The organism is Sphingomonas sp. CFBP 8760 (assembly GCF_014841615.1).
GTDB lineage: Bacteria > Pseudomonadota > Alphaproteobacteria > Sphingomonadales > Sphingomonadaceae > Sphingomonas.
Genome location: NZ_JACYUG010000006.1, coordinates 165,559 through 188,200 on the forward strand (window position 1 = coordinate 165,559; position 22,642 = coordinate 188,200).

A 22,642-nucleotide genomic window follows, 5' to 3' on the forward strand; every position below is an offset into this window, starting at 1 on the left:
CAGGGCATGGAGATCAGGTTCGGCACGAAACAGGGGATAGCGGCCGATCCCGCCGCCCCGGAGGAACGCGACGCCCGGTTGTCGGGCAGCCTGTCGGGCACCAATCTGGAACGCGCCGGCCAGTATAATCTGCGCACCGTGCTGCAGGCGATACGGGTGGATCAGGATACCACCCGCGTTGCCATCGCCCGCAAGACCGGGCTGACCGCGGCGACGATCGCCAACATCACCGGTCGCCTGATCGAGATGGGGCTGCTGCGCAACGCCGGCCGCCGGCAGGGTGGGCGCGGCCAGCCCGCGCTGCGGTTGCAGATCAACCCCGATGGCGCCTTCAGCATCGGGCTGAACGTGGATCGCGATCATCTGACGCTGGTGACGCTCGATCTGGCCGGGCAGGTCCGCAGCCGGGTGACGCGCGAGATCGCCTTCGCGATGCCCGACGATGTCGTCGCCTTCGTCCTGGACGAGATGGATCGCCTGATCGCCGATGGCGGCGTCGACCGCGACCGGATGCTGGGGGTCGGCGTCGCGATCCCCGACGATCTTGGCCGTATCACCCTGCCCCATCAACCGGCGGGCTATCACGTCTGGAACGAGATCGACCTGACGCGGCTGCTGGCGCCGGTGCCATGGCCGATCCACCGCGACAACGATGCCGCCGCCGCCGCATTGGGGGAGGCGGAATACGGCACCGGTTTCGACAATCCGAACTTCTTCTACCTGCTCATCAGCGCGGGGCTGGGCGGCGCGCCGGTGATCGACCGTTCCTATCGTCGCGGCGCGACCGGGCGCAGCGGCGAGATCGGCCTAATGCCCGACCCGACCACCGACGTCGCAGGCGCGATCGTGCAGGACACCGTATCGCTGTCGGCCCTGTTCAACCGGCTGGAAGCGGCGGGGTTCGCGGACATGAGCGTCGCCGATCTGGACCGCGACGACCCGGCGGTCGTCCATGTGGTGGACGGCTGGCTGGCCGATGCGGTGCGCAGCCTGACCGCGCCGTTGGTCGCGATCGACTGCCTGCTTGATCCCGATGCGATCCTGATCGGCGGGCGGCTGCCGGCGCCGCTGATCGATCGGCTCGCCACGGGGCTGAACACCGCGTTGGGCACCCTGGCGCTGCCATCGCACGCGGCGATCATGCCGGCGATGATGGCGCAGGATGCGCCTGCGGTCGGCGCCGCGATCCTGCCGTTCCTCGATCATATCCTGCCGTCCGATTCGATCCTGATCCAGAGCGGCCGCAACCAAGGTTGACGTGAACATCATGCTTGTCCCCATCCTCGCCGCGGCGCTCGCCACGGCTTCGGCGGAACCGGCCGCCAGCCCCGTCCGTGTCGACCAGATCGGTTACGAGGTCACCGGGCCGAAAGTGGCGGTCGTCGCGGACGACCGGACCACGCCCCTGCGCTGGCGGCTGCTCGACGCGGCGGGGCGGCAGGTGGCGCAGGGCATGACGATCCCGTTCGGCGCGGAACCCGCCTCCGGCGAAACGGTGCAACGGATCGATTTCGGCGCCTATCGTACGATCGGCCAGGGGTATCGGCTGGCGGTGGGCGATGCCGTCAGCCAGCCCTTCGCGATCGCGGCACGTCCGTTCCGGCAGCTGGCGACCGATGCGCTCGGCTTCTTCTATCAGCAGCGCAGTGCCGTGCCGATCCTGGCGCGCCACGTGCAACGCCCCGATCTGGCGCGGGCGGCGGGCCACCCGCACGAGGTGCTGACGTGCTTCGCCGGTACCGACCAGCGCGGGGTCCTCTGGCCCGGCTGCGATTACCGGCTCGACGTGACGGGTGGCTGGTACGATGCCGGCGACCATGGGAAATATGTCGTCAACGGCGGTATCTCGGCCTGGACGCTGCTCGATCTTCACCAGCGGCTGGGCGCATGGGGCGACGCGGGCGCCTTTGCCGACGGTCGGCTGGCGATCCCCGAAAACGCGAACGGACAGGACGATCTGCTCGACGAGGCGCGGGTGGAGGTGGAGTTCCTGCTGGCGATGCAGGTGCCCGATGGCCGCCGCCTGACCGTCGCGATGCGCACCGATCAGGGCGGCCCCGCCGGCGATTTCCGCACGATCGACGCCGGCGGGCTGGTCCATACCAAGGTGGGGGACGAAGCGTGGACCGGCCTGCCGCTCGCCCCTGCCGACGACCGGATGCGGCGCTTCCTGTATCCGCCCTCGACTGCGGCGACGCTGAACATGGTGGCGGTCGCGGCGCAGGCGGCGCGGATCTGGCGGACGCGCGATCCCGCCTTCGCCGCTCGCGCCCTTGCCGGCGCCCGGCGCGGCTGGGCGGCGGCCGAACGTCATCCCGCCATCCTCGCCAGTTCGGATTTCGCGGGCAGCGGCGGATACGGCGACCCCCGGATCGCCGACGAACGCTTCTGGGCGGCGGCGGAATTGTTCGCGACGACCGGCGATCCCGCCCTTGCGACCGTGATCGAGGGATCGCCGCTGCTGAAGGAGGGTGGCATCGACCTGAGCTGGGGCGACACCGGCCTTGCCGGGCTGATGACGCTGGCGACGGTGCCCAATCGCCTGCCATCGCCGACGGTCGCCGCGATCCGCCACCGGATCGAGACACTGGCCAACCGGGTTCTCGCGGAACGGAGCCGCAGCGGGTACCGCCTGCCGATGGCCGGCGCGCGTTATGGCTGGGGCTCCAACGCGACGATGCTCAACCGCGCGATGCTGCTGGGCGTGGCCTGGCAGATCGGCCACAAGCCGGCATGGCGCGACGGCGTGGTCGATGTCGCCGACTATCTGCTCGGCCGCAACGCGCTCGACCGGTCGTTCGTCAGCGGCTTCGGCACGCGGTCGATGCACGCGCCCCATCACCGGTTCTGGGCGAAGGCGGCGGACGCGCGCTATCCCGCGCCGCCGCCGGGCGTGGTGTCGGGCGGGCCCAATTCCGCCGCGATGACCGACGACGTCGCCGCGCCGATGCGGGGCAAGTGCGTCGGCCAGACCTGCTGGACCGACGACTGGCGCGCCTTCACCATGAACGAGGTCGCGATCAACTGGAACGCCCCCCTGGTCTGGGTCGCCGCGTTCCTCGACGCGACACGCGACCGGGCGACCGACTGACAAAAAAAAGGGGGTGGGTAGCCACAACGGCCACCCACCCCCTCAGGGCCGACGTTCGGGGATCAGAACGTCAGACGGGTCGTGACCGAGAACTGGCGGTCGCTGATGAAGCTGGAACGCGGTGCCGTCTGCCCGTCGCCGGTCAGCAGATAGGCGGTCTTCGTCACGGTGTTCAGCAGGTTCTGCGCCTCGACACCGATCTTGAAGTTCTTGTTGACCGTGAAGAACATCGACGCGTCCATCTGCCCGGCCGCCAGCGCATAGACCGGCAGGAACGGGAAGCAGCAATCGCGGTTCGTCAGCAGGAACTTCGAGCGCCAGCTGTACGCGACCCGCGCATAGATGCTCGACTTGTCGTAGAAGGCGGCAAGGTTGAAGTTATACTTGGACAGGCCGGCGAGCGGCAGGTTGGCATAGAGCGATCCGGTATCCACCGGCGGCGCATTGCTGGCATCGGCATTGCTGGGATTGCCGTTCGGGATTTTGCCCGGATCGACATAGGTGAACGTCGCCTGCGTCCCCAGTCCCGACAGGATACCCGGCAGGAAATCATAGGTCTGCTGATAGCTGAGTTCGGCGCCCTTCACGTTCCCCTTGCCCGGCGCGTTCGCCGGACCGTTGACCAGCACGTCGAACGTCTGGCCATTGTTCGTCACCGACCGGTTGTACCCGTAATTGTCGAGGATGATGTTCGACAACTGCTTGTAGAACAGCGCGCCGCTCAGCGTGCCGACCTTGGCGAAATACCATTCCGCGGTCAGGTCGAACTGCTTGGCCTCGACAGGACGCAGGAACGGGTTGCGGGCGGTCGACTGGAAGCCGAAACTGCCGGTCGAGTTCGGCGTCACGCCGGTGAAGTTACGCAGATCGCCGAAGCTGGGCCGCGAGATCGCCTTCGATCCGGCAAAGCGGAACTGCAGTTTCTCGGTCGCCTGCAACTTGATGTTCAACGCCGGCAGCCAGTGATTGAAGCTTTGGCTGGCGACATCCGGGAACGATGCGGCATTGGCGAAGGCGAGTGCCGCCGACTGCTGGGCCGGATTCAGGGCGCAGAAGGCGTTGTTGATGTTCGAGGGGTTGGTACAGAACGCCACCGTATTGGCGGCGGTGCCGATGATCTGGGCGTTGGTCGGAAGGGTCAGCGCGCCAAAGGACTGGTCCTTGGTACGGACGAACCTGACGCCGATGTTACCCGACAGCGCCATGCCGCCGCCCAGATCGTCGATCCCGAAATCGGCGCGGGCATAGGCGCTGATCGTGGTTTCCTTGTTCCTGTAATATTCGTTCGACCGGAAGTAATCGTCCACCAGCCCGGTGCGATCCTGCAACGGCACGTAACTGCCGCCGCCCGCCGCGGCGGCGGTGCGCAGCAGCGCGGTCAGCGCATCGTGATCGCGCAGCGTCGCATCCGAGATGTACAGCGTCGAAGGCGGGTTGGTCGACTTGTTGCGGAAGAAGTCGGTGTACGAGAACAGCTCGGTCGACCCCGCCGTTGCGGTGCCGAGGACCTGCGGCCCGCCATTCGTCCACGTCTCGGACAGCGCGCCCCAGTTGTTGTAGTCGTTGGTACGCACGGTCTGGTCGCGCTTGGCATAGCGGCCGCCGACCGCGACCTTGCGCAGGAAGCTGTCGTCGCTGACATCGTAGCGCGCATCGCCACGGAACGCGTATTCGTGGCCGTCATTGTCGCTGCGATTGTTCATCGCATCGTGGAAATAGATCGCGGTCGGGTTGGCGAAATACTCCGCCGCGTCGCGGCCCTGCGGCTGGAACACCACGCGCGGTGTCTTGCCGGTCACATCGAGACCGAAACCGCCATAGCTGGTGGTGCCGACATTGTCGTCGATGCTGTCCGAGAAGGAATCGACATACTGCGCATCGAAATTCAGGTGCAGTCGCTCGACCGGATCGATCTTGGCGTTGAACGAGAAGTCCTGTGTGACCGAGCGACCCTCGGTATAGCGGTTGGCGAACACGATCGGCCCGCCATTGGGGGCGAACTGCGTCAGCACCGTGCCGTTGTTCAACGTCGGCCGGAAGCCGGGGCGATACAGCGAACCGCTCGTGAACACCCCGTTGTCGTCATAGGTCGGGGTGGTGCCGGGCAGCGGCTTGACCAGCACCGAATCGCCCAGGCCGACACTGGGTTCGATCGTATGCTCGATCCAGTTCTGGCGGGCATCGGTGCGCAGATATTGCGCGGTCAACAGCACCGTCTTCGCCGCGTTCTCGAACTGGCCGGCGGCCGAGACGCCGATGCGCTCGCGGTTGAACGACTGGGTCCGGTTGCCGCCGCCCATCGGCACGTAAACCGATTGGCGACCTGCCGGCACGGGATAGGTATCGAACAGCGTCGTCGCATATTGGGTACCCGCATTCAGTCTGCGGCCTTCGCCCGCATCCTGCACGCCATTCCCGTTACGGTCGTCGTTGAAGCGCGGCAGATAGGCGGAGATGAACACCGAGTCCGACCGGCTGCGCAACTGCGAATAGCTGCCGCTGGCGAGGATACCGAAGCGGCTGCCGCCGTCCGTGTCCCATTGCTGGCTGTACAGGCCCACGACGGAAGGCGCGCCGCGCTTTTCCAGATCGCCATAGTTCATGCTGCCCGACAGGTAGATCAGCCGCTGCTGCTGATCGAACGGCTTGCGGGTGTTGATGTTGACCGTGCCTGAGATGCCGCCCTCGATCAGGTCGGGGGTCAGGTTCTTGAACACCTCGACCGAGCCGATCAGTTCGGCCGGCACGTCGTTGAAACCGATCTCGCGTCCGCCCGACGTCGCGAACGTGTCGCGCCCGTTGAATTCGCCGCGGACATAGCTGAGGCCGCGGATGACGACGCCCGAGCCTTCGACCGAGAAATGCTGCGAGTCGCTGGGCGCGGCGAAGCGGCTGATCGCGACGCCGGGCACGCGCTGGAGCGCTTCGTTGACCGAGCGGTCGGGCAACGCGCCGATATCCTGCGCGGTGATCGCATCGACGACGGTGTCGGAATTCTTCTTGATGTTCTGCGCGGTGGCGAGGCTCTGGCGGACGCCGGTCACGACGATCTCCTCGCGCTCGGTGTCGGGCGGCGTGACCGGGGCGGCCTGCGAGGCACCCGAGGTGCCGGTGGTGGCGCCGGCCTGATCGACCGCGGTCGTCGCGGTGCCGGCGGCGACCGATGGCGTACCGGATGTCGTGCCCTGCGATCCCGCGGCCAGCGGCTTGGTCGGCGTCGCATCGTCCTGCGCCAGCGCCGGCTGCGCCGCACACAACAACGCCAACGCGGATACACCAGCGCCCATGCTGCCGATCACCTTGCGATCAGCCCGACGCCCTGCACGCTCCGTCATATCTACCCCTTCAGTCCTCATCCCGAGACCGCTTTCCGATTCGAGCCGGAAAGATCTGGTCGGCATTCTGGTCAGCAGGCACCATTGCCCGACTATCCAGTGCTGCTACCGCTACCGATAAATCGTCACAAGAGAAATATCGAAACTTGATATAAGTATTCCGCAATCGTGGTTTTTAAGACATACGGACGATGCGGGGCACGGCCCGCGAAGGGGAGAGGCATTGCCGGAACGGGATCGGGATCGGGTCAGGGTCGTGATCCTCGGGGGCGGCACCGCGGGATGGATGACCGCCGCCGGGCTTGCCAGCCTGGCCCCCGGCGCCGCCAGCGTTCATCTGGTCGAGTCGGCGGATATCGGGATCGTCGGGGTCGGCGAAGCGACCCTTCCCCATCTTCGCGCCTTCATCACCCGGCTGGGCATCGACGAACGCGCGTTCATGGCCGCGACCCATGCGACGTTCAAGCTCGGGATAGAATTCCGCGACTTCGGCCGGGTCGGCGATTCCTATATCCATCCCTTCGGCACCTATGGCCGGTCGCTCGGCGATATCGGCTTCCATCATCTCTGGCTGCGGCGGCATCAGGCAGGGGCGGCGGCGCCGATTGGCGACTATTCCGTCGGCGTGGTCGCGGCGCAGGAACGGCGGTTCGCGCACCCCGGTCCGGACCCGGACGATCTCGCCACCGGCTACGGCTATGCGTACCAGTTCGATGCCACGCGCTTCGCCCCTTTCCTGCGCGCCCATGCCGAGGCGCGGGGCGCGACGCGGACCCAGGGACGCGTCGACGGCGTCGAGCGCGATCCCGCCAGCGGCGATGTGCGCGCTATCGTGATGGCCGATGGCGAACGGATCGAAGGCGATCTGTTCATCGACTGTTCCGGCTTCCGCGCACTGTTGATCGGCGATGCGATGGACGAGGCGTGGGAGGACTGGTCGCACTGGCTGCCCTGCGACCGGGCGGTCGCGGCACCCTGCGCCTCGCCCCCCGGCCCGATCGAACCGTTCACCCGCGCGACCGCGATGGCGGCGGGCTGGCGCTGGCGTATCCCGCTGCGCCACCGCGTCGGCAACGGCTATGTCTATGCCAGCGACCACCTGTCGGACGGGGCGGCGACGGATGCGCTGGTCGAGGCCCTGGAGGGCCCGCCGCTCGCCGAACCACGCCTGCTCCGCTTCCGCGCGGGGCGGCGGCGGCGCAGCTGGGTGGGCAACGTGCTGGCGATCGGGCTGGCATCCGGTTTTCTCGAACCGCTGGAATCGACCAGCATCTATCTGGTGCAGATGGCGATCACGCAGCTGATCGAACATTTCCCGGACCGCACCGTCACCGCCGCCGACCGCGATGGGTTCAATGCGCTGGTCGATGCGGAATATGATCGCATCCGCGACTTCCTGATCCTGCACTACCACGCCACGACGCGCGACGACTCCCCGTTCTGGGACCATGTGCGGACCATGGCGATTCCCGACAGCCTGGCGGAGAAGATGGCGTTGTGGCGTCGTACCGGCCACGTCTCCCGCTATGCGCATGGGTTGTTCCTGGAGCCGAGCTGGATCGCGGTCTATCTGGGTCAGGGCATCGTGCCCGCGGGGTGGGACCCGCGCGCCGACCTGCCCGATGCCGCGGCGCTCGACCGGGCACTGGCGGCGTTGCGACGGGGCATCGCCGATGCGGTCGGCGGATTGCCCGATCACGGCACCTATCTGGCCGGCATGGGCGTGGCGGCATGACGGTGACGGGCAATCCGCGCCTCGCACTCCGCGCCATCGCGGTCATCGGGGATGGCCCGGTCGGGCTGATTGCCGCGATCGCCTTCGCCATGGCCTTGCCGCAGGCCATGGTGACGGTGATCGCCACGCCGGACGATCCCGCCGCGCTGGCCGATCGGTTGCCCGTCGCCGGCCCGCGCACGCTCGCCTTCCTCGCGACGCTGGGGATCGACGAGCCGGCGCTGGTCGCGGCCGGTGCCACCCACCGGATCGGCGAACGCTTCGCATGGGGTGACGCCGCCTTCACGCTGGGCACGGGCGAGGGCGTGCCGATCGCCGCCGGTGCCGCGCTTCACCAGTTGTGGCTGGCGCACGGCGCGACCGGCCGGTTCGAGGAACTGGTGCCGGCGGCGACGCTGGCGGCGGCGGGCCGCTTCGTCCTGCCCGAACCGGACCCGCGCTCGCTGCTGTCGCGGATCGATCATGGCCTGCGTATCGACCCGGTGCGCGGGCGCGCGATGCTGGCGGCGCGGGCTGGGGCCGCACGGGTCGCGATCATGCCGTCCGCCGACCTGCGGGTCGAGCGGGAGGCCGACGTCGTGCGCGCGGTGACCCTTGCCGACGGCACGCGGATCGCCGCCGACCTGTTCATCGACGCCAGCGGCCCCGCCGCCTTGCTGGCAGCGGACGATGGCTGGATCGACTGGAGCGCCGCGTTGCCGGTCGATCGCCTGTTGCTGACCACCGCCGCCGGTGCCCCCTCCCCCACCGATGTCTATGCCGCGGTGCCGGCGGGCTGGACCGCGACCTGGCCGCTGGCCGATCACACCCTGACCGCCTTCGCCTATGCGGGGGACATTACCGATGATGCGGAGGCCAGCCACCTGTTCGGCACGCCGGCCGATACGATCGCGCTCCATCCCGGTCGCCGGGTGCGGCCGCTGGTCGGGAACGTGCTGGCGCTGGGCGATGCCGCTGCGACGGTCGGGCCGCTCGGCCTGCCGGGGTTCGCGCTGGCCTGTGCGCATCTGTCGCTGGCGCTGGACCTGATGCCCGCATGCGATCCCGATCCATTCCTGATCGCCGAATACAACCGCCGCGCGACGCTGCAGGCGGACCGGCTGTGCGATCATGCCGCCGCCTTCTATCACGTCGCGCCGCCGCCGGGTGCGTTCTGGGATGCGGCGCGCGTCCGGGCCGTGCCGCAGGGGCTGGCCGTCCTGATGGCCCAGTTCCGCCAGCGTGGCACCCTGCCGCCGCTGGAGGAGGAGATGGTGTCGCGCGCCGACTGGACACAGGCGCTGCTCGGCCTCGGCGTGCGCCCGGTGCGCGCCGATCCGATCGCGCTGTCGGTTCCCGCCGCGACCGCCACCGACGCGCTGGCCCGATTACGCGATGCGATCGCGACGTTGCCGGGGCGGTTGCCGCCCTATCCGGACTATTTGGGGATGCTGATGCGAGGACGTGCATGACCGGGGCGCCCATCCGTCGCGTGGTGATCGTCGGCGGCGGCACCGCCGGCTGGATGGCGGCCGCCGCCGCCGCCCGTTTCCTCGACGATGGCCAGCGTACCATCACGTTGATCGAATCCGATGCGATCGGCACCGTCGGCGTCGGCGAGGCGACGATTCCGCCGATCCGTGGCTTCAACGCCCGGCTGGGCATCGACGAGGCGGATTTCCTGCGCGCGACCGGCGGCACGGTGAAACTGGGGATCGAGTTCGTCGGCTGGCGCGATGGCGGCGACCGGTATTTCCATCCGTTCGGCACGCATGGGCAGGATATCGAGGGGCTCAATTTCCATCAGCTCTGGCTGAAGCTGCGCCACCGCGACGGCATCGGCCCGATCGACGATTATTCGCTGGCGGCGGTCGCGGCCCGGCACCGTCGCTTCGCCCCGCCGCCGGGCGACCCGCGCTCGCCGCTGGCCGGGCTGGATTACGCCTATCACTTCGATGCCGGCCTCTATGCCGCCTTCCTGCGCGCCCGCGCCGAGGCACAGGGGGCGCAGCGGATCGAGGGACGCATCCTCGACGTCGACCGGGATGGCGACACCGGTTTCGTCCGTGCCGTGCGACTGGAAGGCGACCGCCGCGTCGAGGGCGACCTGTTCATCGACTGCTCCGGGTTCCGCAGCCTGTTGCTGGGCGAGGCGATGGGGATCGGGTTCGAGGACTGGTCGCACTGGCTGCCCTGCGACAGCGCTATCGCGGTGCCGACCGAGCGCAGTCGCCCGCTGCTGCCCTTCACCCGTGCCACCGCGCGTCGGGCGGGCTGGCAATGGCGCATCCCGTTGCAGCATCGCACCGGCAACGGCCATGTCTATGCCAGCCGCTTCATCGATCACGACGAGGCGGAACGCACCTTGCTCGCCCATCTCGACGCGCCCGCCACCGCCGCCCCCCGCCGCCTGTCGTTCACCGCGGGCCGGCGGGCGCGGATGTGGGCGGGCAACGTCGTTGCGCTGGGGCTGGCGGGCGGGTTCCTCGAACCGCTGGAATCGACCAGCATCCACCTGATCCAGACGGGTATCTCGAAGCTGTTCGGGCTGTTCCCCGACAGGCGGTTCACCGCGGTGGAGCGGGATGAATACAACCGGCTGATGGCGAGCCAGTTCGATGCCATCCGCGACTTCATCATCCTGCATTACCATGCGACCGCGCGCGACGATTCCCCGTTCTGGCGGCATGTCCGCACCATGGCGATCCCCGACACGCTGGCGCGCAAACTGGCGCTGTTCCGTGAAAAGGGCCGCATCTTCCGCTACGACGACGAACTGTTCTCGATCCCCAGTTGGGTCGCGGTGATGCTGGGTCAGGGGATCGATCCCGATGGCTACGACCCCGTCGTCGACGCGCTCGATGCCGACCGGGTCGCCGATGCGCTGCGCCGGATGCGCGCCGGCCATGCCGACATCGCCCGGCAACTGCCCGCGGTCGAATGACCGCCCCTTCTTCAGGACAAAGGAACATGACGGACATGATCGATCGCCGTTCGGTAATCATGGGGGCTGCGGCGCTGACGGGCGCCTGCACGATGGCGCCTCGTCCGGGCGGAGCCGGCACGGCGGCGCCCCCCTTCGTCACGGTGGACGGGCTGGGCCTGCGCCGTCATGGCGCGCCCTATCGCTATGCCGGCGCCAATATCTGGTATGGTGCATGGCTGGGCGCGCCGACCGCCTATGGCGACCGGGCGCGGCTGTCGCGCGAGCTGGACCGGTTGCAGGCGCTAGGCGTGCGCAACCTGCGCGTGCTGGGATCGGCGGAACTGTCGCCGCTCAAAAATTCGATCACCCCCGGCTTCCGCGATGCCGGCGCCACCTACAACGCCGATCTGCTCGCCGGGCTGGACTGGACGCTGGCGGAAATGGCCAGGCGCGACATGACCGCCGTCGTCTACCTGACCAATTTCTGGGAATGGTCGGGCGGGATGATGACCTATCTCTACTGGGTCAACGGCGGCGACTATATCGACATGAACGATCCGGCGCACCCATGGCCCGAATTCGCCGATCGTACCGCGGCCTTCTATGCCAATGGTCGGGCGCAGGCGCTGTACCGCGATTATATCCGCGCGCTCGTCACCCGCGTGAACGGCGTGACGGGCAAGCCCTATGCCGCCGATCCGACGATCATGGCGTGGCAGCTGGCCAACGAACCCCGCCCCGGCGGATCGGATGCCGTGGCGGTGCCCAACCTGCCGCATTACTATCGCTGGATCGACGAGACCGCGCGCTACATCAAGACGCTCGATCCCAACCACCTCGTCTGCACCGGTTCGGAAGGGCTGAAGGGATCGATCGAGCGCGAGGACGTGGTCCTTGCCGCGCACCGTTCGACGGCGATCGATTATCTGACGACGCACATCTGGCCGAACAACTGGAGCTGGATGGAGGCGGGCAACCTCGCCGGCACCTATGATGCCGGTGCCGCCAGGGTCGCGGATTACATCGCCGCGCACATCCGCCTCGCCACCACGCTCGGCAAGCCGCTGGTGATCGAGGAATTCGGTTACCCGCGCGACGGTGCCACCGCCTATGACCCGACGATCCCGACGACGTTCAAGGATCGTTTCTATCGCCAGATCTATGCCGCGATCGAGGCGGACGTCGCGCGCAGCGGGCCGCTGGCCGGATCCAATTTCTGGGCATGGAACGGCGAGGCGCGGACGCCCCATGCCGACCACCGCTTCCGGCGTGGTGACCTCGGCTATATGGGCGATCCCCCGCACGAGCCGCAGGGCTGGTACGGCGTGTTCGACAGCGACGCCTCGACCCAGGCCGTCATCCGCGCCCATGCCGCCGCGCTGGCGAAGGGCTGAACGGATGGATCACGGCACGACCCGACGCGGGACGCTGGCGGGCATGGGCGCGCTGGGGCTGTTGCACGCCGCCCCCCTGCTGGCCGCCCCCTCGCTGGCCGCCGCACCGGCGACGCGGGCGTTGAGCAACCCCGCCGCATCGACCGGGGCACAGCGCCTCTATGCCTATCTGTGGAGCCAGTATGGCAGGCGGACGCTGACCGGCCAGCAGGAGGTGGGCCGGTCCGCGAACGGCGGCCAGCCCGAACTCGATTACCTGCGCCGGACGACCGGCCGCCTGCCCGCGATGCTCGGCCTCGACTATATCGATCCGGCCGATAACGACGCGGTCAACGAACGGGCGGTCGCCTGGGCGCGGTCGGGCGGGATCGTCACGCTCTGCTGGCACTGGGGCGCACCCGATATCGGCACCGGCTACGAGAATTCGAAAAAGGATTTCGACGTCGCCGCCGCGCTGCGGCCCGGCACGCCGCAGCACGTCGCGATGCTGCGCGACATGGATCAGGTGGCCGTGCTGCTCGCGGGCCTGCGCGACCGGGGCATCCCGGTGTTGTGGCGGCCGTTCCACGAGTTCAGCGGCGACTGGTTCTGGTGGGGCAAGCATGGCCCCGACGCGTTCAAGGCGCTGTGGCGGCTGATGTACGATCGCTATACCCGCGTCCACCGGCTGACCAACCTGATCTGGGTGCTGGGCTGGGCCGGACAGAATGTCGATGCCGCCTGGTATCCCGGCCGCGCGCAGGTCGATATCGCGGGGGCGGACATCTATGTGCAGGATCACGGCAATCTCGCGCCGATGTTCGCGCAGGTGAAGGCGATCGTCGGCGACACGCTGCCGATCTGCCTGCACGAGAATGGTCCGGTGCCCGATCCGGCGCTGCTCGGCCCCGATTCCGACTGGTTGTGGTTCATGACGTGGCATAGCCGCTGGCTGACGGGCGCGGACCAGAACACCCCCGATCTGCTGCGCCGCTATTTCGCATCGCGCCGCTACGTGACGAAGGATGAACTACCCGCATGGTTGAAGGCATGAGGATCGCCGCCGCACTCGCCGCCCTGTCGCTGGCGGGGACGGCTCCCGCCGCCGGGCCGGCCGCCGAAGCGGTGACGGTGACACCCGCACCGGCCACCACCGTCGCGGGCGCCGCGCTGCCCCTGAACATCGGCGGGCGGGTCGAGCGCACGCCGGACGGCTATCGCCGGCAATGGCCGGGCACCTATCTGGAGGGCGCGTTCCGGGGCAAGGCGGCGCTGATCCGCATCGGCACCGGCGACATCGTGCTCAACGTCGCGGTCGATGGCCGGCGTGTCGCCCACCTCGTCAAGCCGCAGCCCGGCCTCTACCGGATCGGCGGTCTGGCCGGGGGACGTCATACCCTGCGCATCGACGTGGCGGGGGAAAGCCAGTCCGGTCCGACCATGATCGGCGGCCTCTATGCCACTGGCACCACCCGCCCCCTGCCCGCCCCGGCCCGTTCCCGCCGGGTCGAGTTCATCGGCGATTCGCATACCGTCGGCTACGGCAACATCTCCCCCACCCGGACCTGCACGCCGGCCGAGGTATGGGCGACGACCGACCCGGCACAGGGTGTCGCCGGGCGCCTCGCCCGCCGCTACGATGCCGATTACCGGGTCAATGCGATCTCCGGTCGCGGGATCGTGCGCAATTACGACGGCGGCATCGGCGACACGCTGCCCATCGTCTATCCCTTCACGCTGTTCGACAAGGTGGCGCGCCACGACGACGCGGCATGGCACCCGCACCTGATCGTCATCGCGCTGGGCACCAACGACTTCTCGACGGCGCTTCATGCCGGCGAACGCTGGTCGACCCGCCCCTCGCTCCATGCGGATTACGAGGACCGGTACGTCGCCTTCGTCACCGGCCTGCGCACCGAGCATCCGGGCGCGCACATCCTGCTGTGGGCGACCGACATGGCCGATGGCGAAATCGCCGCGCAGACGGCCAGGGTCGCCGCCCGCCTGAACGCCGCCGGGGATGCCCGTGTCGCGTTCGTCGCGGTGCCGGGACTGGCGATGTCGGGCTGCGACTATCACCCCTCGACCGCGGACGACCAGATCATCGCCGACCGGCTGGCCACCTATGTGGAGGCGCATCCCGCCCTGTGGACCGGACGGTGATGGCAAATAGCCGGCACGACAGGGCGGGCGGGCTTCGCCCCGCGCGCGATGCGGATGCCGACCTGAAGGAATAATGGATCGATCATGCTGAAAAAGTCATTTCCTCACTTGCTGGCCGCCCTGCTGCTGCTGGGTGCCGCCGCGCCTGTCCCGGCGCAGGAGGTGCTCGATCCCGATCCCAATACGCTGGCGCCGTCGAAGGACCCGAGGCGGACCGCGAACGGCCTGGCCCCGACGCCGCCGATGGGCTGGAACAGCTGGAACAAATTTGCCTGCAAGGTCGACGAAGCCACCATCCGCGCCACCGCCGACGCGATCGCGTCCAACGGGATGCAGGCGGCGGGATACCAATATATCGTCATCGACGATTGCTGGCACGGCACCCGCGACGCGAACGGCTTTATCACCGAGGACAGGGCACGCTTCCCCGGCGGGCTGAAGGCGTTGTCCGACTATGTCCATGCGAAGGGGCTGAAGTTCGGCATCTATTCGGATGCCGGCACCAAGACCTGCGGCGGCCGTCCGGGCAGTCAGGGGCACGAATATCAGGATGCGCTGCAATATGCGCGCTGGGGCGTGGACTATCTGAAATACGACTGGTGCTCGACGGGCGTCCGCAACGCGGAGGAGGCGTATGCGCTGATGTCGGATGCCCTGCGCGCATCGGGCCGCGCCATCCTGTTCTCGATGTGCGAATGGGGCAATTCGAAGCCGTGGCTGTGGGCGTCGAAGATCGGCAACATGTGGCGCACGACCGGCGATATCACCGACAAATGGACCGGCCATCATGGCTATAGCTGGGGCGTGACGTCGATCGCCGACATGAACGAGCCGCTATGGCCCTATGCCGGCCCGGGCCACTGGAACGACCCGGACATGCTGGAAGTGGGCAACGGCGGCATGACCGATACCGAGTACCGGTCGCACTTCTCGCTATGGGCGATGATGGCCGCGCCGCTGATCGCGGGCAACGATGTCGTCGCCATGGACGCGGCGACGCGGGCGATCCTGCTGAACACCGATGTCATCGCGGTCGATCAGGATGCGCTGGGCATTCAGGGCCACCGTGTCTGGAAGGATGGCGATCGCGAAGTCTGGTCCAAACCGCTGTCGGATGGCGGCCGTGCCCTGTTGCTGTTCAACCGCGGCGATGCGCCGGCGACGATCGCCGCAGACTGGGCGATGCTCGGCCTGCCGCGCTCGGTCCGGTTGCAGGTGCGCGACCTGTGGGCGCATCGCGAACTCGGCAAACGTTCGGGCCACTATCAAGCCGCAGTTCCGCCGCACGGCGTCGTCATGCTCAGACTGAAGCCCTGATCCGCCGACCGGGAAACCACGCCCCGACACCATCACCGGCTCCTGTCCATCGTCGGCGCACAGGAGCCGGTCGATCGCAAAGCTGCCATGCCTGTAACCATGTTCTTGGTCGAAGCCGTGGATTCGCGATGATCCGATTCAGGCGTTCGCCATGGGTATCCAGATATCCCCTCGGATTTTTCGCATCATCTGCATGAAATCCCGGATTTACTGATACCGCTCACAGTTCTCCTCCCACTACATGCAATGCGTTATAAGCAACCGGTGGTTACGATCACTGATAACGCTATTTCATGAAATGGTATACGAATATTGGGCTTGGTATTGTTCCTACCGGATCTCAAATACTGCCGTGGAAAGCGATCATTTGCATTGACACGCAATTCCATGATGTGCGTATCTGTCCTACATATTGAGGTGTGAAGGGCGATAATGCTCCGCACCTGCTTGTCGGGGGGGATCAATGAGCACGATTGCGTCATTCCGTTTACGTCGCGTGGCCGCCACCAGTTCGTGGCTGGCGATCGGACTGGCGATCGGCGCGATGCCTCATGTCGCGGCGGCACAATCGAACAGCGGCGCACCGGCGACATCGAACGGCCCGCAGGCCAATGCACCGTCCTCCGACAGCGAGATTCTGGTCGTGGGGTCCCGCGAGAGCCAGCAGACCGCCAACCGGCGCAAGCGCAACGCCCGTACCGCCACCGACTCCATCGTCGCCGACGATATCGGGTCGTTCCCGGACCGGAACGTCAACGAGGCGATCTCCCGCATCCCCGGCGTCGCGCTGTCCCGCAACGAATTCGGCGAGGGCGACGGGGTCGCCGTCCGTGGCAACGGCCCCGGCCTGACCCGCGTCGAACTGGACGGTATCGGCGTCCAGTCGACCAACGGCCTCGCGATCGATGGTGGCGCGACGCGCGGCGGCGATCTGCGCGAACTTTCGGCGGAACTCATCAAGAGCGTCGACGTGGTCAAGGGGTCGACCGCCGACCAGACCGAGGGGTCGCTGGGTGGCGGCGTGCAGATCAAGACGCGTAGCGGCCTGGATTTCAAGAAACCCTATTTCTCGGTGCGCGCCGGCGCCCAGCAGAATTCGCTGGGCCGCGACTGGACGCCGGATTTCAACGCCGTGGCGTCGCGCCGCTATCTGGGCGGCCGGCTGGGCGTGATCGTCAGCGGCACCTATGCCAAAATCCAGAACAACGGCCACAATTACGAGAACACGACGAGCAACAACCGCAACTATTCGCGCCTGTACGATTTCGACAACTCGCCCGAAAAGACCTTCGCCTTCAACCCCGACACGGTCGGCACCGATGCCGCGGACGTGCCGATCGCGAACAGCTTCGCACCGGGTGGCGGCGCATTGACGCCGCGCCGGCTCGTTACGCTGGCCGCCGGCGCGCAGAGCAAGGCGGAATGCATCAGCATCTTCCCGTTCAACACCACGGGATCGGCGACGCAGCGGACGCAGCGCATCCTGGAACAGCAGACCTGCCTGAACCAGTGGAACGACTACACCCCGTCGCTGATCCGCCATTTCACCAACGAACAGAATGACGAACGCTACTCGCTGGATGCGCGGTTCGACTTCCAGGTGAACGACAATCTGGTGCTGTTCTTCAAAGGCACCCGTGCCGACCGCAAGGTCCACGACCAGAACCGCAGCCGCACGCCGATCACGCTGTTCAGCGCCAACCCGGCGGGCAGCTTCGTCGATTCCACCATCACCACCGTCCCGCGCACGCGCACGGTTTCACCCAATGCGCCGGCCGGCTATTATCTGTTTGACCCGCAATACGGCCTGAACAACATCGCCAACAATCCGACGCTGGGCAACGTGCTGAACGTGGTGCCCGGCAGCGTCGTGGTCGATGCGAAGCACAACGTCACGGGGATGACGTTGACCAACAACTCGGTCAACATCGACCAGATCGAGAACGAGATCGATACCAAGACCGCCTATGTGCAGGGCGGGGCGGAATGGCGCAGCGACCGGCTGGAGATCGACCTGTGGGGCGGCATGACCCGCGCGCGGACCAGCCGTGCCGACATGCGCACCGCGCGCTCCTATCAATATGGCGACGCCACGCTGGCGCTGCAGGACAACGGCCTGTGGGACATCCAGCTTCCCGCCAATTATGACGAGACGAACCCGGCTAACTTCGTCCAGGTCAACCGTCCGCCCTGCGTCGCGGGCGGAACGAACCCGGCGACCTGTATCGGGCAGAATGCGGTCGCGGCATCGGCCAACGGCCCTGCGACACCGCAGTATCTGGTGTCGCAGCTGCCGCTGGTCACGCCCAGCTTCTCGGTCCTGTATTCCCCGCGTCTCGGCATCGCGTCCGAAAAGATCGGCAAGTTCGATTTCGCCTACAAGACCGAGGATCTGCTGCCGTTCATCAACCGCATCAAGGTCGGTGCGATGTATCGCAACAACCGCATCAGTCGCTGGGGCGGCGGCGGCTATACCACGGTGTCGCAGCAGGGCGTGTTCGGCCAGCCCGGTTATGTGCCCGCGGTCATCGTGCCGACCGCGCAGGTCCGCGGCACCTTCCGCGCGTGTGAGCCGACCGCGGGATCGGCCGCCGCCGGTGGCCTGTCGTGCAACTTCGGCTTCGTGCCCAGCACCAACCCCGCCAATATCCGCTCGGGCGTCGACACGCTGACCCCGCAGGCGCTGCGCGACCTGTTCGCCGGCACGCTCGACAAGGCGGATTCGAAGTTCTTCGGGGACCTGCCCAACCGCGGCAACCTGCCGCCCTCGTGGCAGGGCATCCGCACCGACGAGCTGTTCTCGCAACTCGGCGCATCGCAGTTCCTGAACTTCGACTGCCTGATCAGTTGCGTCGGCAGCGACGGCCAGACCTATGCGCAGCCGGTCGCACGCACCAACGAGACGATCAGGAACGTCTATGCGATGGTCGACTTCAACCAGGATCTGCCGCTGGGCTTGCGGTTCGACGGCAACACCGGTGTCCGCGGCGTCTTCACCAAGGTCTCCGGCACGGCCTTGCAGACCATCTCCGCGGTCCGCGTGCTGCCGGGGTTCAACGCGGCCGATCCCAACAACACCGGCACGATCTCGACCCAGACCTTCTCGTTCCCCGCCACCATCAATTCGTCGACGCGCGACTGGCTGCCCACGGTCAACCTTAACCTCTGGGCCTTCCGCGACAGCCTGGTCTTCCGGGCCTATGGCGGCAAGACGGTCGCGCGGCCGTCGACCGACCGGCTGCTGCCGGGCGGCAACTGCACCGCCTATGACGAGCGGCAGGCGCTGATCGCGGGCGACGACGAATTCGGGTGCAGCGGCCGGCTGGGCAATCCGGGGCTGAAGCCGTTCACCGCCTGGAACTACAACTTCAGCCTCGAATGGTATGCCAATGCCGACACGCTGTTCTCGGCCACGTTCGGCCGGCTCGACGTGAAGGTCGGCAACCCGATCGGCGTGACGGTGCTGTCCCGCCCGTTCGAGGGCAGCACCGTGACCGATCCCGTCACCGGCCGGCCGCTCAGCGAGATCGAATTCTCGATCCCCACCTGGGCGAACGGGCCGGGCTATAAGCGCAACATCTGGGAATTCCAGGCGAAGACCGCCTTCACGATGCTGCCGTGGATCTTCCGCCACACCGGTGTCGACACCAACCTGTCGATCCTGTCGTCGATCGTCACCTCCGGCCAGCGCGAACCGCTGACCGGCGACACGATGCTGCCGCCCGACGAATCGAAATATTATCTGAACACCTCATTCTGGTATGACGACGGGCGGTTCAACTTCCGGCTGGCCTATCAGAAGCGGACGACGCGGTTCAGCTGCATCACGCCGTGCGGCGGCAACACCGGCGATATCAACTATCCGGGCGAACAATGGACCAACGTCCGGCTGGTCGGCCCCGGCTACAATCCCGGCACGGCCCGCTTCATCGACGGCAGCGAGTTCCTCGACGCCAAGGCGGCGTGGAACATCACCCGCGCGCTGCAGGTCTATGTCGAGGCGCGCAACATCTCGCGGGAGGCGCAGACGATCTCGACCGGGCCGTACATCAACTTCGCCGACGGCACGCCGCGCATCATGAAGATCCAGTATGGCGGCCGTCGTATCCTGGGCGGTGTCCGCTTCCAGTTCGGACGATAACGCGGGAAAAGCGAGAGGGGAGGTGCAGGGGCGGCGGCGCGCGGAACGCCCGCCCTCCCCGCCATCGGGCTGGACGGAAAATCACCGCCATCCGGGACGATAGACGATGCGGACCGCCCCCCTGCCGTGATAGGGCCGGCGATGATGACGACGAAGCACCGCCACCCACGTATTTACGCCCGCCTCGGATGGCAGGCGGCCGGATATCTGCTGCTCGGCGCCGGCGCATGGCCGGCCCTTGCCGGGGCGCAGGACATGCCGCCGCCCGCATCGCCGCCGCCGACGGCCCCGGCCATCATCCTGCCGCCACCGATCCTGCAACCGGTGCCGCTGCCCCGATTGTCGACCGGACAGGCGATCCAGCTTTCCAGCCTGATCGGCAAGGACGCGGTGGCGCAGGGGTTGAGCGACCAGCCACCCGCCACCCCGGCGGATAATGACGGGTTGGTGCGCGCCGCGCTCGACCATGCCAGGGCGGTCCATGCCGGGCGGCTGGCGGAGGCGGATTTCCAGCGCGACTGGGCGATGCGGCCGGTGGCCTATGATCCCCTGCCCGGCTTCCTGAATGCCGTGGCCAACGATCGGCTGGCCGCCTGGATCGCCTCGCTGCCGCCGCCCTATGCCGGCTACGACACGCTGGTCGCCGGACTTGCCCGCTACCGCGAGATCGCCGCGGCGGGGGGATGGACGTCGATGCCCGCGGGACCCGATCTGGCCTTCGGCGCCACCGGGCCGCGCGTGGCGGCGTTGCGCGGGCGGCTCGCCGTGGAGGACCCGCAATTGACGGGGTCCGGTGATCGCTTCGACGCCGCCCTGATCGAGGCGGTCCGGCGGGCCCAGCGCCGGTACGGCCTCAACCCGACCGGCACGGTCGGTGCGCAGACGCTGGCCGCGCTCGATGTGTCGGTCGACGCGCGCACCCGCCAGATCAAGGCCAATATGGAACGGTGGCGCTGGCTGCCCCCCACGCTGGAGAAGAACCGCGTGCAGGTGAACATCGCCGCGGCGGTGCTGACGCTGTTCGACGGCGACGCGCCGGTGCTGTCGATGAAGGCGGTGACCGGGCGGCCCGGCGACGAGACGCCGATGCTGACCTCGCAGATCCACAGCATCGTGCTCAACCCGCCGTGGAACGTGCCCTCGGGCATCGCCAACCGCGAGCTGTGGCCCAAGGAAAAGGCGAATCCCGGCTATCTGGCGCGCAACGGCTTCCGCATCATCGACGCGGGTGACGGGGCCAGGCGGTTACAGCAATCTTCCGAACGCAGCGCCTTGGGCAAGTTCAAGTTCGACTTCGCCAACCCGTTCTCGGTGTATCTCCACGACACGCCGGCGCAATCGGGGTTCGCGCGGTTCGACCGGCTGGCCAGCCATGGCTGCGTCCGGCTGGAAAAGCCGGCGGCGCTGGCCAAGCAGTTGATGAACGCGACGCCCGAATGGTCGTCCGAGACGATCGACACGACGGTCGCGGCCGGCAAGACCGTGCGCGCCAGACTGGCGGAGCCGGTCGCGGTATATCTGCTGTACTGGACCGCGTTCGCCAGCCCCAACGGGCAGGTCAGCTTCCGCAGCGATCCCTATCGGTGGGACGGAACGCTGGCCGCCAAGATCGAGGCACGGTCCGCGCGTCAGACGCTGGCCCTGCGCTGAGAAGGAAGAACGATGACTGCACGAACGACCCTCGCGATCGCCGCGGCCCTGTTGACCATCGGCCTCGGCGGGTGCTCGCGATCGAGCGAGGAGCCGGCCCCGGTGGAGCAGAATCTGGTGGCGCCGGTCGAGATGGCGGAGCCGGCCCCCGTCGACACGCCGGAACCGCTGCCCACGCCATCGGCGACACCGGAGGTCAATCTGGCGGCGGAGGCGCCCCCCGCCATCGCACCCGGCCCGGACGAGCAGATGCTGGACGACGCGTCCGCCACCGGCATGACCGCACGCGCCTCCCGCGACGAGGCGCCGGCCACCGACACCGCCCCGGTCGAGCAGGTCGAGCGGAAATAGGCATGTGTCGCGATCCCGACCCGGCGGATCGCCGGCTGGCTTCCTCGACGATCGCCCCGCGACAGATGGTGAAGGATGTGGCGGCGGCGATCATCGTGCGGGATGCGCATGTCCTGATGGCCCGCCGGGCACCCGGCCAGAATCTGGCGGGCTATTGGGAATTTCCCGGCGGCAAGGTGGAGCCGGGGGAAACCATCCGGACATGCATCGCGCGCGAACTGGCCGAGGAACTCGCCATCACCTGCGAACCCGGCGAGATCATGATGCGGCATCTGCATCGATACGAAGGCGGCGCCATCAACCTGATCGCCATCCATGTCCGGATGACGTGCGATCACTGGCAGCTTTCGGTGCATGACGACGCCCGGTGGATCGGGGCGGACGCGCTGATGGTACTGCGGCTCGCCCCGGCGGATATCCCCGTCGCCCGCGCCGTCAGGGACGAACTGCTCGTGACGACCGATCGGCGGTCCTGACCACGCAGGACGAAGCCGGCAAGGCTCCTTCCCCTGCATCCGGAAGACCGTGCCAGCTGGCCTCCCGCCAATCGTACCCGACCGCATCGACGGACATTCTCGCGC

Annotated in this window: 14 protein-coding genes; 13 read left to right on the top strand and 1 reads right to left on the bottom strand. The window is 67.6% G+C overall.

What is annotated here, in order from left to right:
* The first annotated feature begins 6 nt into the window (after window positions 1–6).
* A complete protein-coding gene (locus IFT82_RS10210; protein ID WP_192126414.1) occupies window positions 7–1,257 on the top strand; it encodes an ROK family transcriptional regulator in 1,251 nt (416 codons plus the stop codon).
* A gap of 10 nt (window positions 1,258–1,267) precedes the next feature.
* Complete coding sequence (locus tag IFT82_RS10215) at window positions 1,268–3,091, top strand: glycoside hydrolase family 9 protein (RefSeq protein WP_192126416.1); 1,824 nt, start codon at window positions 1,268–1,270, stop codon at window positions 3,089–3,091.
* A 62-nt stretch (window positions 3,092–3,153) separates the two neighbouring features.
* Here the strand turns inward: IFT82_RS10215 and IFT82_RS10220 are convergent, their stop codons facing one another.
* Window positions 3,154–6,426, bottom strand: a complete 3,273-nt coding sequence (locus IFT82_RS10220; RefSeq protein WP_192126321.1) for a TonB-dependent receptor — start codon at window positions 6,424–6,426, stop codon at window positions 3,154–3,156.
* Between the two features lie 256 nt (window positions 6,427–6,682).
* On the opposite strand from IFT82_RS10220, the gene IFT82_RS10225 reads away from it, so the two are divergent.
* The 11 genes from IFT82_RS10225 (at window position 6,683) to IFT82_RS10275 (ending at window position 22,537) form a co-directional block, all read left to right on the top strand.
* A complete protein-coding gene (locus IFT82_RS10225) occupies window positions 6,683–8,161 on the top strand; it encodes a tryptophan halogenase family protein (RefSeq protein WP_342355090.1) in 1,479 nt (492 codons plus the stop codon).
* Window positions 8,158–9,612: a tryptophan 7-halogenase gene (locus IFT82_RS10230; RefSeq protein WP_192126323.1), complete on the top strand. Its 1,455-nt coding sequence runs from the start codon at window positions 8,158–8,160 to the stop codon at window positions 9,610–9,612. The genes IFT82_RS10225 and IFT82_RS10230 overlap by 4 nt, the downstream gene beginning before the upstream one ends.
* Window positions 9,609–11,084, top strand: coding sequence for a tryptophan halogenase family protein (locus IFT82_RS10235; protein WP_192126325.1), 1,476 nt, complete (start codon window positions 9,609–9,611; stop codon window positions 11,082–11,084). Before IFT82_RS10230 ends, IFT82_RS10235 begins: the two co-directional genes overlap by 4 nt.
* A gap of 26 nt (window positions 11,085–11,110) precedes the next feature.
* Window positions 11,111–12,460 carry a glycoside hydrolase 5 family protein gene (locus tag IFT82_RS10240; RefSeq protein ID WP_192126327.1) on the top strand — a complete coding sequence of 450 codons (1,350 nt, stop codon included), beginning with the start codon at window positions 11,111–11,113 and terminating at the stop codon, window positions 12,458–12,460.
* 4 nt (window positions 12,461–12,464) lie between these two features.
* Window positions 12,465–13,493: a glycosyl hydrolase gene (locus IFT82_RS10245; RefSeq protein ID WP_244646655.1), complete on the top strand. Its 1,029-nt coding sequence runs from the start codon at window positions 12,465–12,467 to the stop codon at window positions 13,491–13,493.
* Window positions 13,490–14,602, top strand: a complete 1,113-nt coding sequence (locus IFT82_RS10250) for an SGNH/GDSL hydrolase family protein (protein WP_192126329.1) — start codon at window positions 13,490–13,492, stop codon at window positions 14,600–14,602. The genes IFT82_RS10245 and IFT82_RS10250 overlap by 4 nt, the downstream gene beginning before the upstream one ends.
* Window positions 14,603–14,686: 84 nt before the next feature.
* Window positions 14,687–15,919: an alpha-galactosidase gene (locus IFT82_RS10255; RefSeq protein ID WP_192126331.1), complete on the top strand. Its 1,233-nt coding sequence runs from the start codon at window positions 14,687–14,689 to the stop codon at window positions 15,917–15,919.
* 496 nt (window positions 15,920–16,415) lie between these two features.
* On the top strand, window positions 16,416–20,060 hold the full coding sequence (locus tag IFT82_RS10260; protein WP_342355091.1) for a TonB-dependent receptor: 3,645 nt from the start codon (window positions 16,416–16,418) through the stop codon (window positions 20,058–20,060).
* Window positions 20,061–20,201: 141 nt separating this feature from the next.
* Complete coding sequence (locus IFT82_RS10265; protein WP_244646656.1) at window positions 20,202–21,710, top strand: L,D-transpeptidase family protein; 1,509 nt, start codon at window positions 20,202–20,204, stop codon at window positions 21,708–21,710.
* 12 nt (window positions 21,711–21,722) lie between these two features.
* The gene (locus tag IFT82_RS10270; protein ID WP_192126333.1) at window positions 21,723–22,061 is read left to right on the top strand and encodes a hypothetical protein; all 339 of its coding nucleotides are present in this window, start codon (window positions 21,723–21,725) and stop codon (window positions 22,059–22,061) included.
* Between the two features lie 2 nt (window positions 22,062–22,063).
* Window positions 22,064–22,537, top strand: a complete 474-nt coding sequence (locus IFT82_RS10275) for a (deoxy)nucleoside triphosphate pyrophosphohydrolase (RefSeq protein ID WP_244646657.1) — start codon at window positions 22,064–22,066, stop codon at window positions 22,535–22,537.
* The last annotated feature ends 105 nt before the right edge of the window (window positions 22,538–22,642 follow it).

Excerpts from the sequence above, each read along its gene's own strand:
- IFT82_RS10210 (WP_192126414.1), top strand. The coding sequence starts at position 7 with ATGGAGATCAGGTTCGGCACGAAACAGGGGATAGCGGCCGATCCCGCC.
- IFT82_RS10215 (WP_192126416.1), top strand. The coding sequence starts at position 1,268 with ATGCTTGTCCCCATCCTCGCCGCGGCGCTCGCCACGGCTTCGGCGGAA.
- IFT82_RS10220 (WP_192126321.1), bottom strand. The coding sequence starts at position 6,426 with ATGACGGAGCGTGCAGGGCGTCGGGCTGATCGCAAGGTGATCGGCAGC.
- IFT82_RS10230 (WP_192126323.1), top strand. The coding sequence starts at position 8,158 with ATGACGGTGACGGGCAATCCGCGCCTCGCACTCCGCGCCATCGCGGTC.
- IFT82_RS10235 (WP_192126325.1), top strand. The coding sequence starts at position 9,609 with ATGACCGGGGCGCCCATCCGTCGCGTGGTGATCGTCGGCGGCGGCACC.
- IFT82_RS10240 (WP_192126327.1), top strand. The coding sequence starts at position 11,111 with ATGACGGACATGATCGATCGCCGTTCGGTAATCATGGGGGCTGCGGCG.
- IFT82_RS10245 (WP_244646655.1), top strand. The coding sequence starts at position 12,465 with ATGGATCACGGCACGACCCGACGCGGGACGCTGGCGGGCATGGGCGCG.
- IFT82_RS10250 (WP_192126329.1), top strand. The coding sequence starts at position 13,490 with ATGAGGATCGCCGCCGCACTCGCCGCCCTGTCGCTGGCGGGGACGGCT.
- IFT82_RS10255 (WP_192126331.1), top strand. The coding sequence starts at position 14,687 with ATGCTGAAAAAGTCATTTCCTCACTTGCTGGCCGCCCTGCTGCTGCTG.
- IFT82_RS10265 (WP_244646656.1), top strand. The coding sequence starts at position 20,202 with ATGATGACGACGAAGCACCGCCACCCACGTATTTACGCCCGCCTCGGA.
- IFT82_RS10270 (WP_192126333.1), top strand. The coding sequence starts at position 21,723 with ATGACTGCACGAACGACCCTCGCGATCGCCGCGGCCCTGTTGACCATC.
- IFT82_RS10275 (WP_244646657.1), top strand. The coding sequence starts at position 22,064 with ATGTGTCGCGATCCCGACCCGGCGGATCGCCGGCTGGCTTCCTCGACG.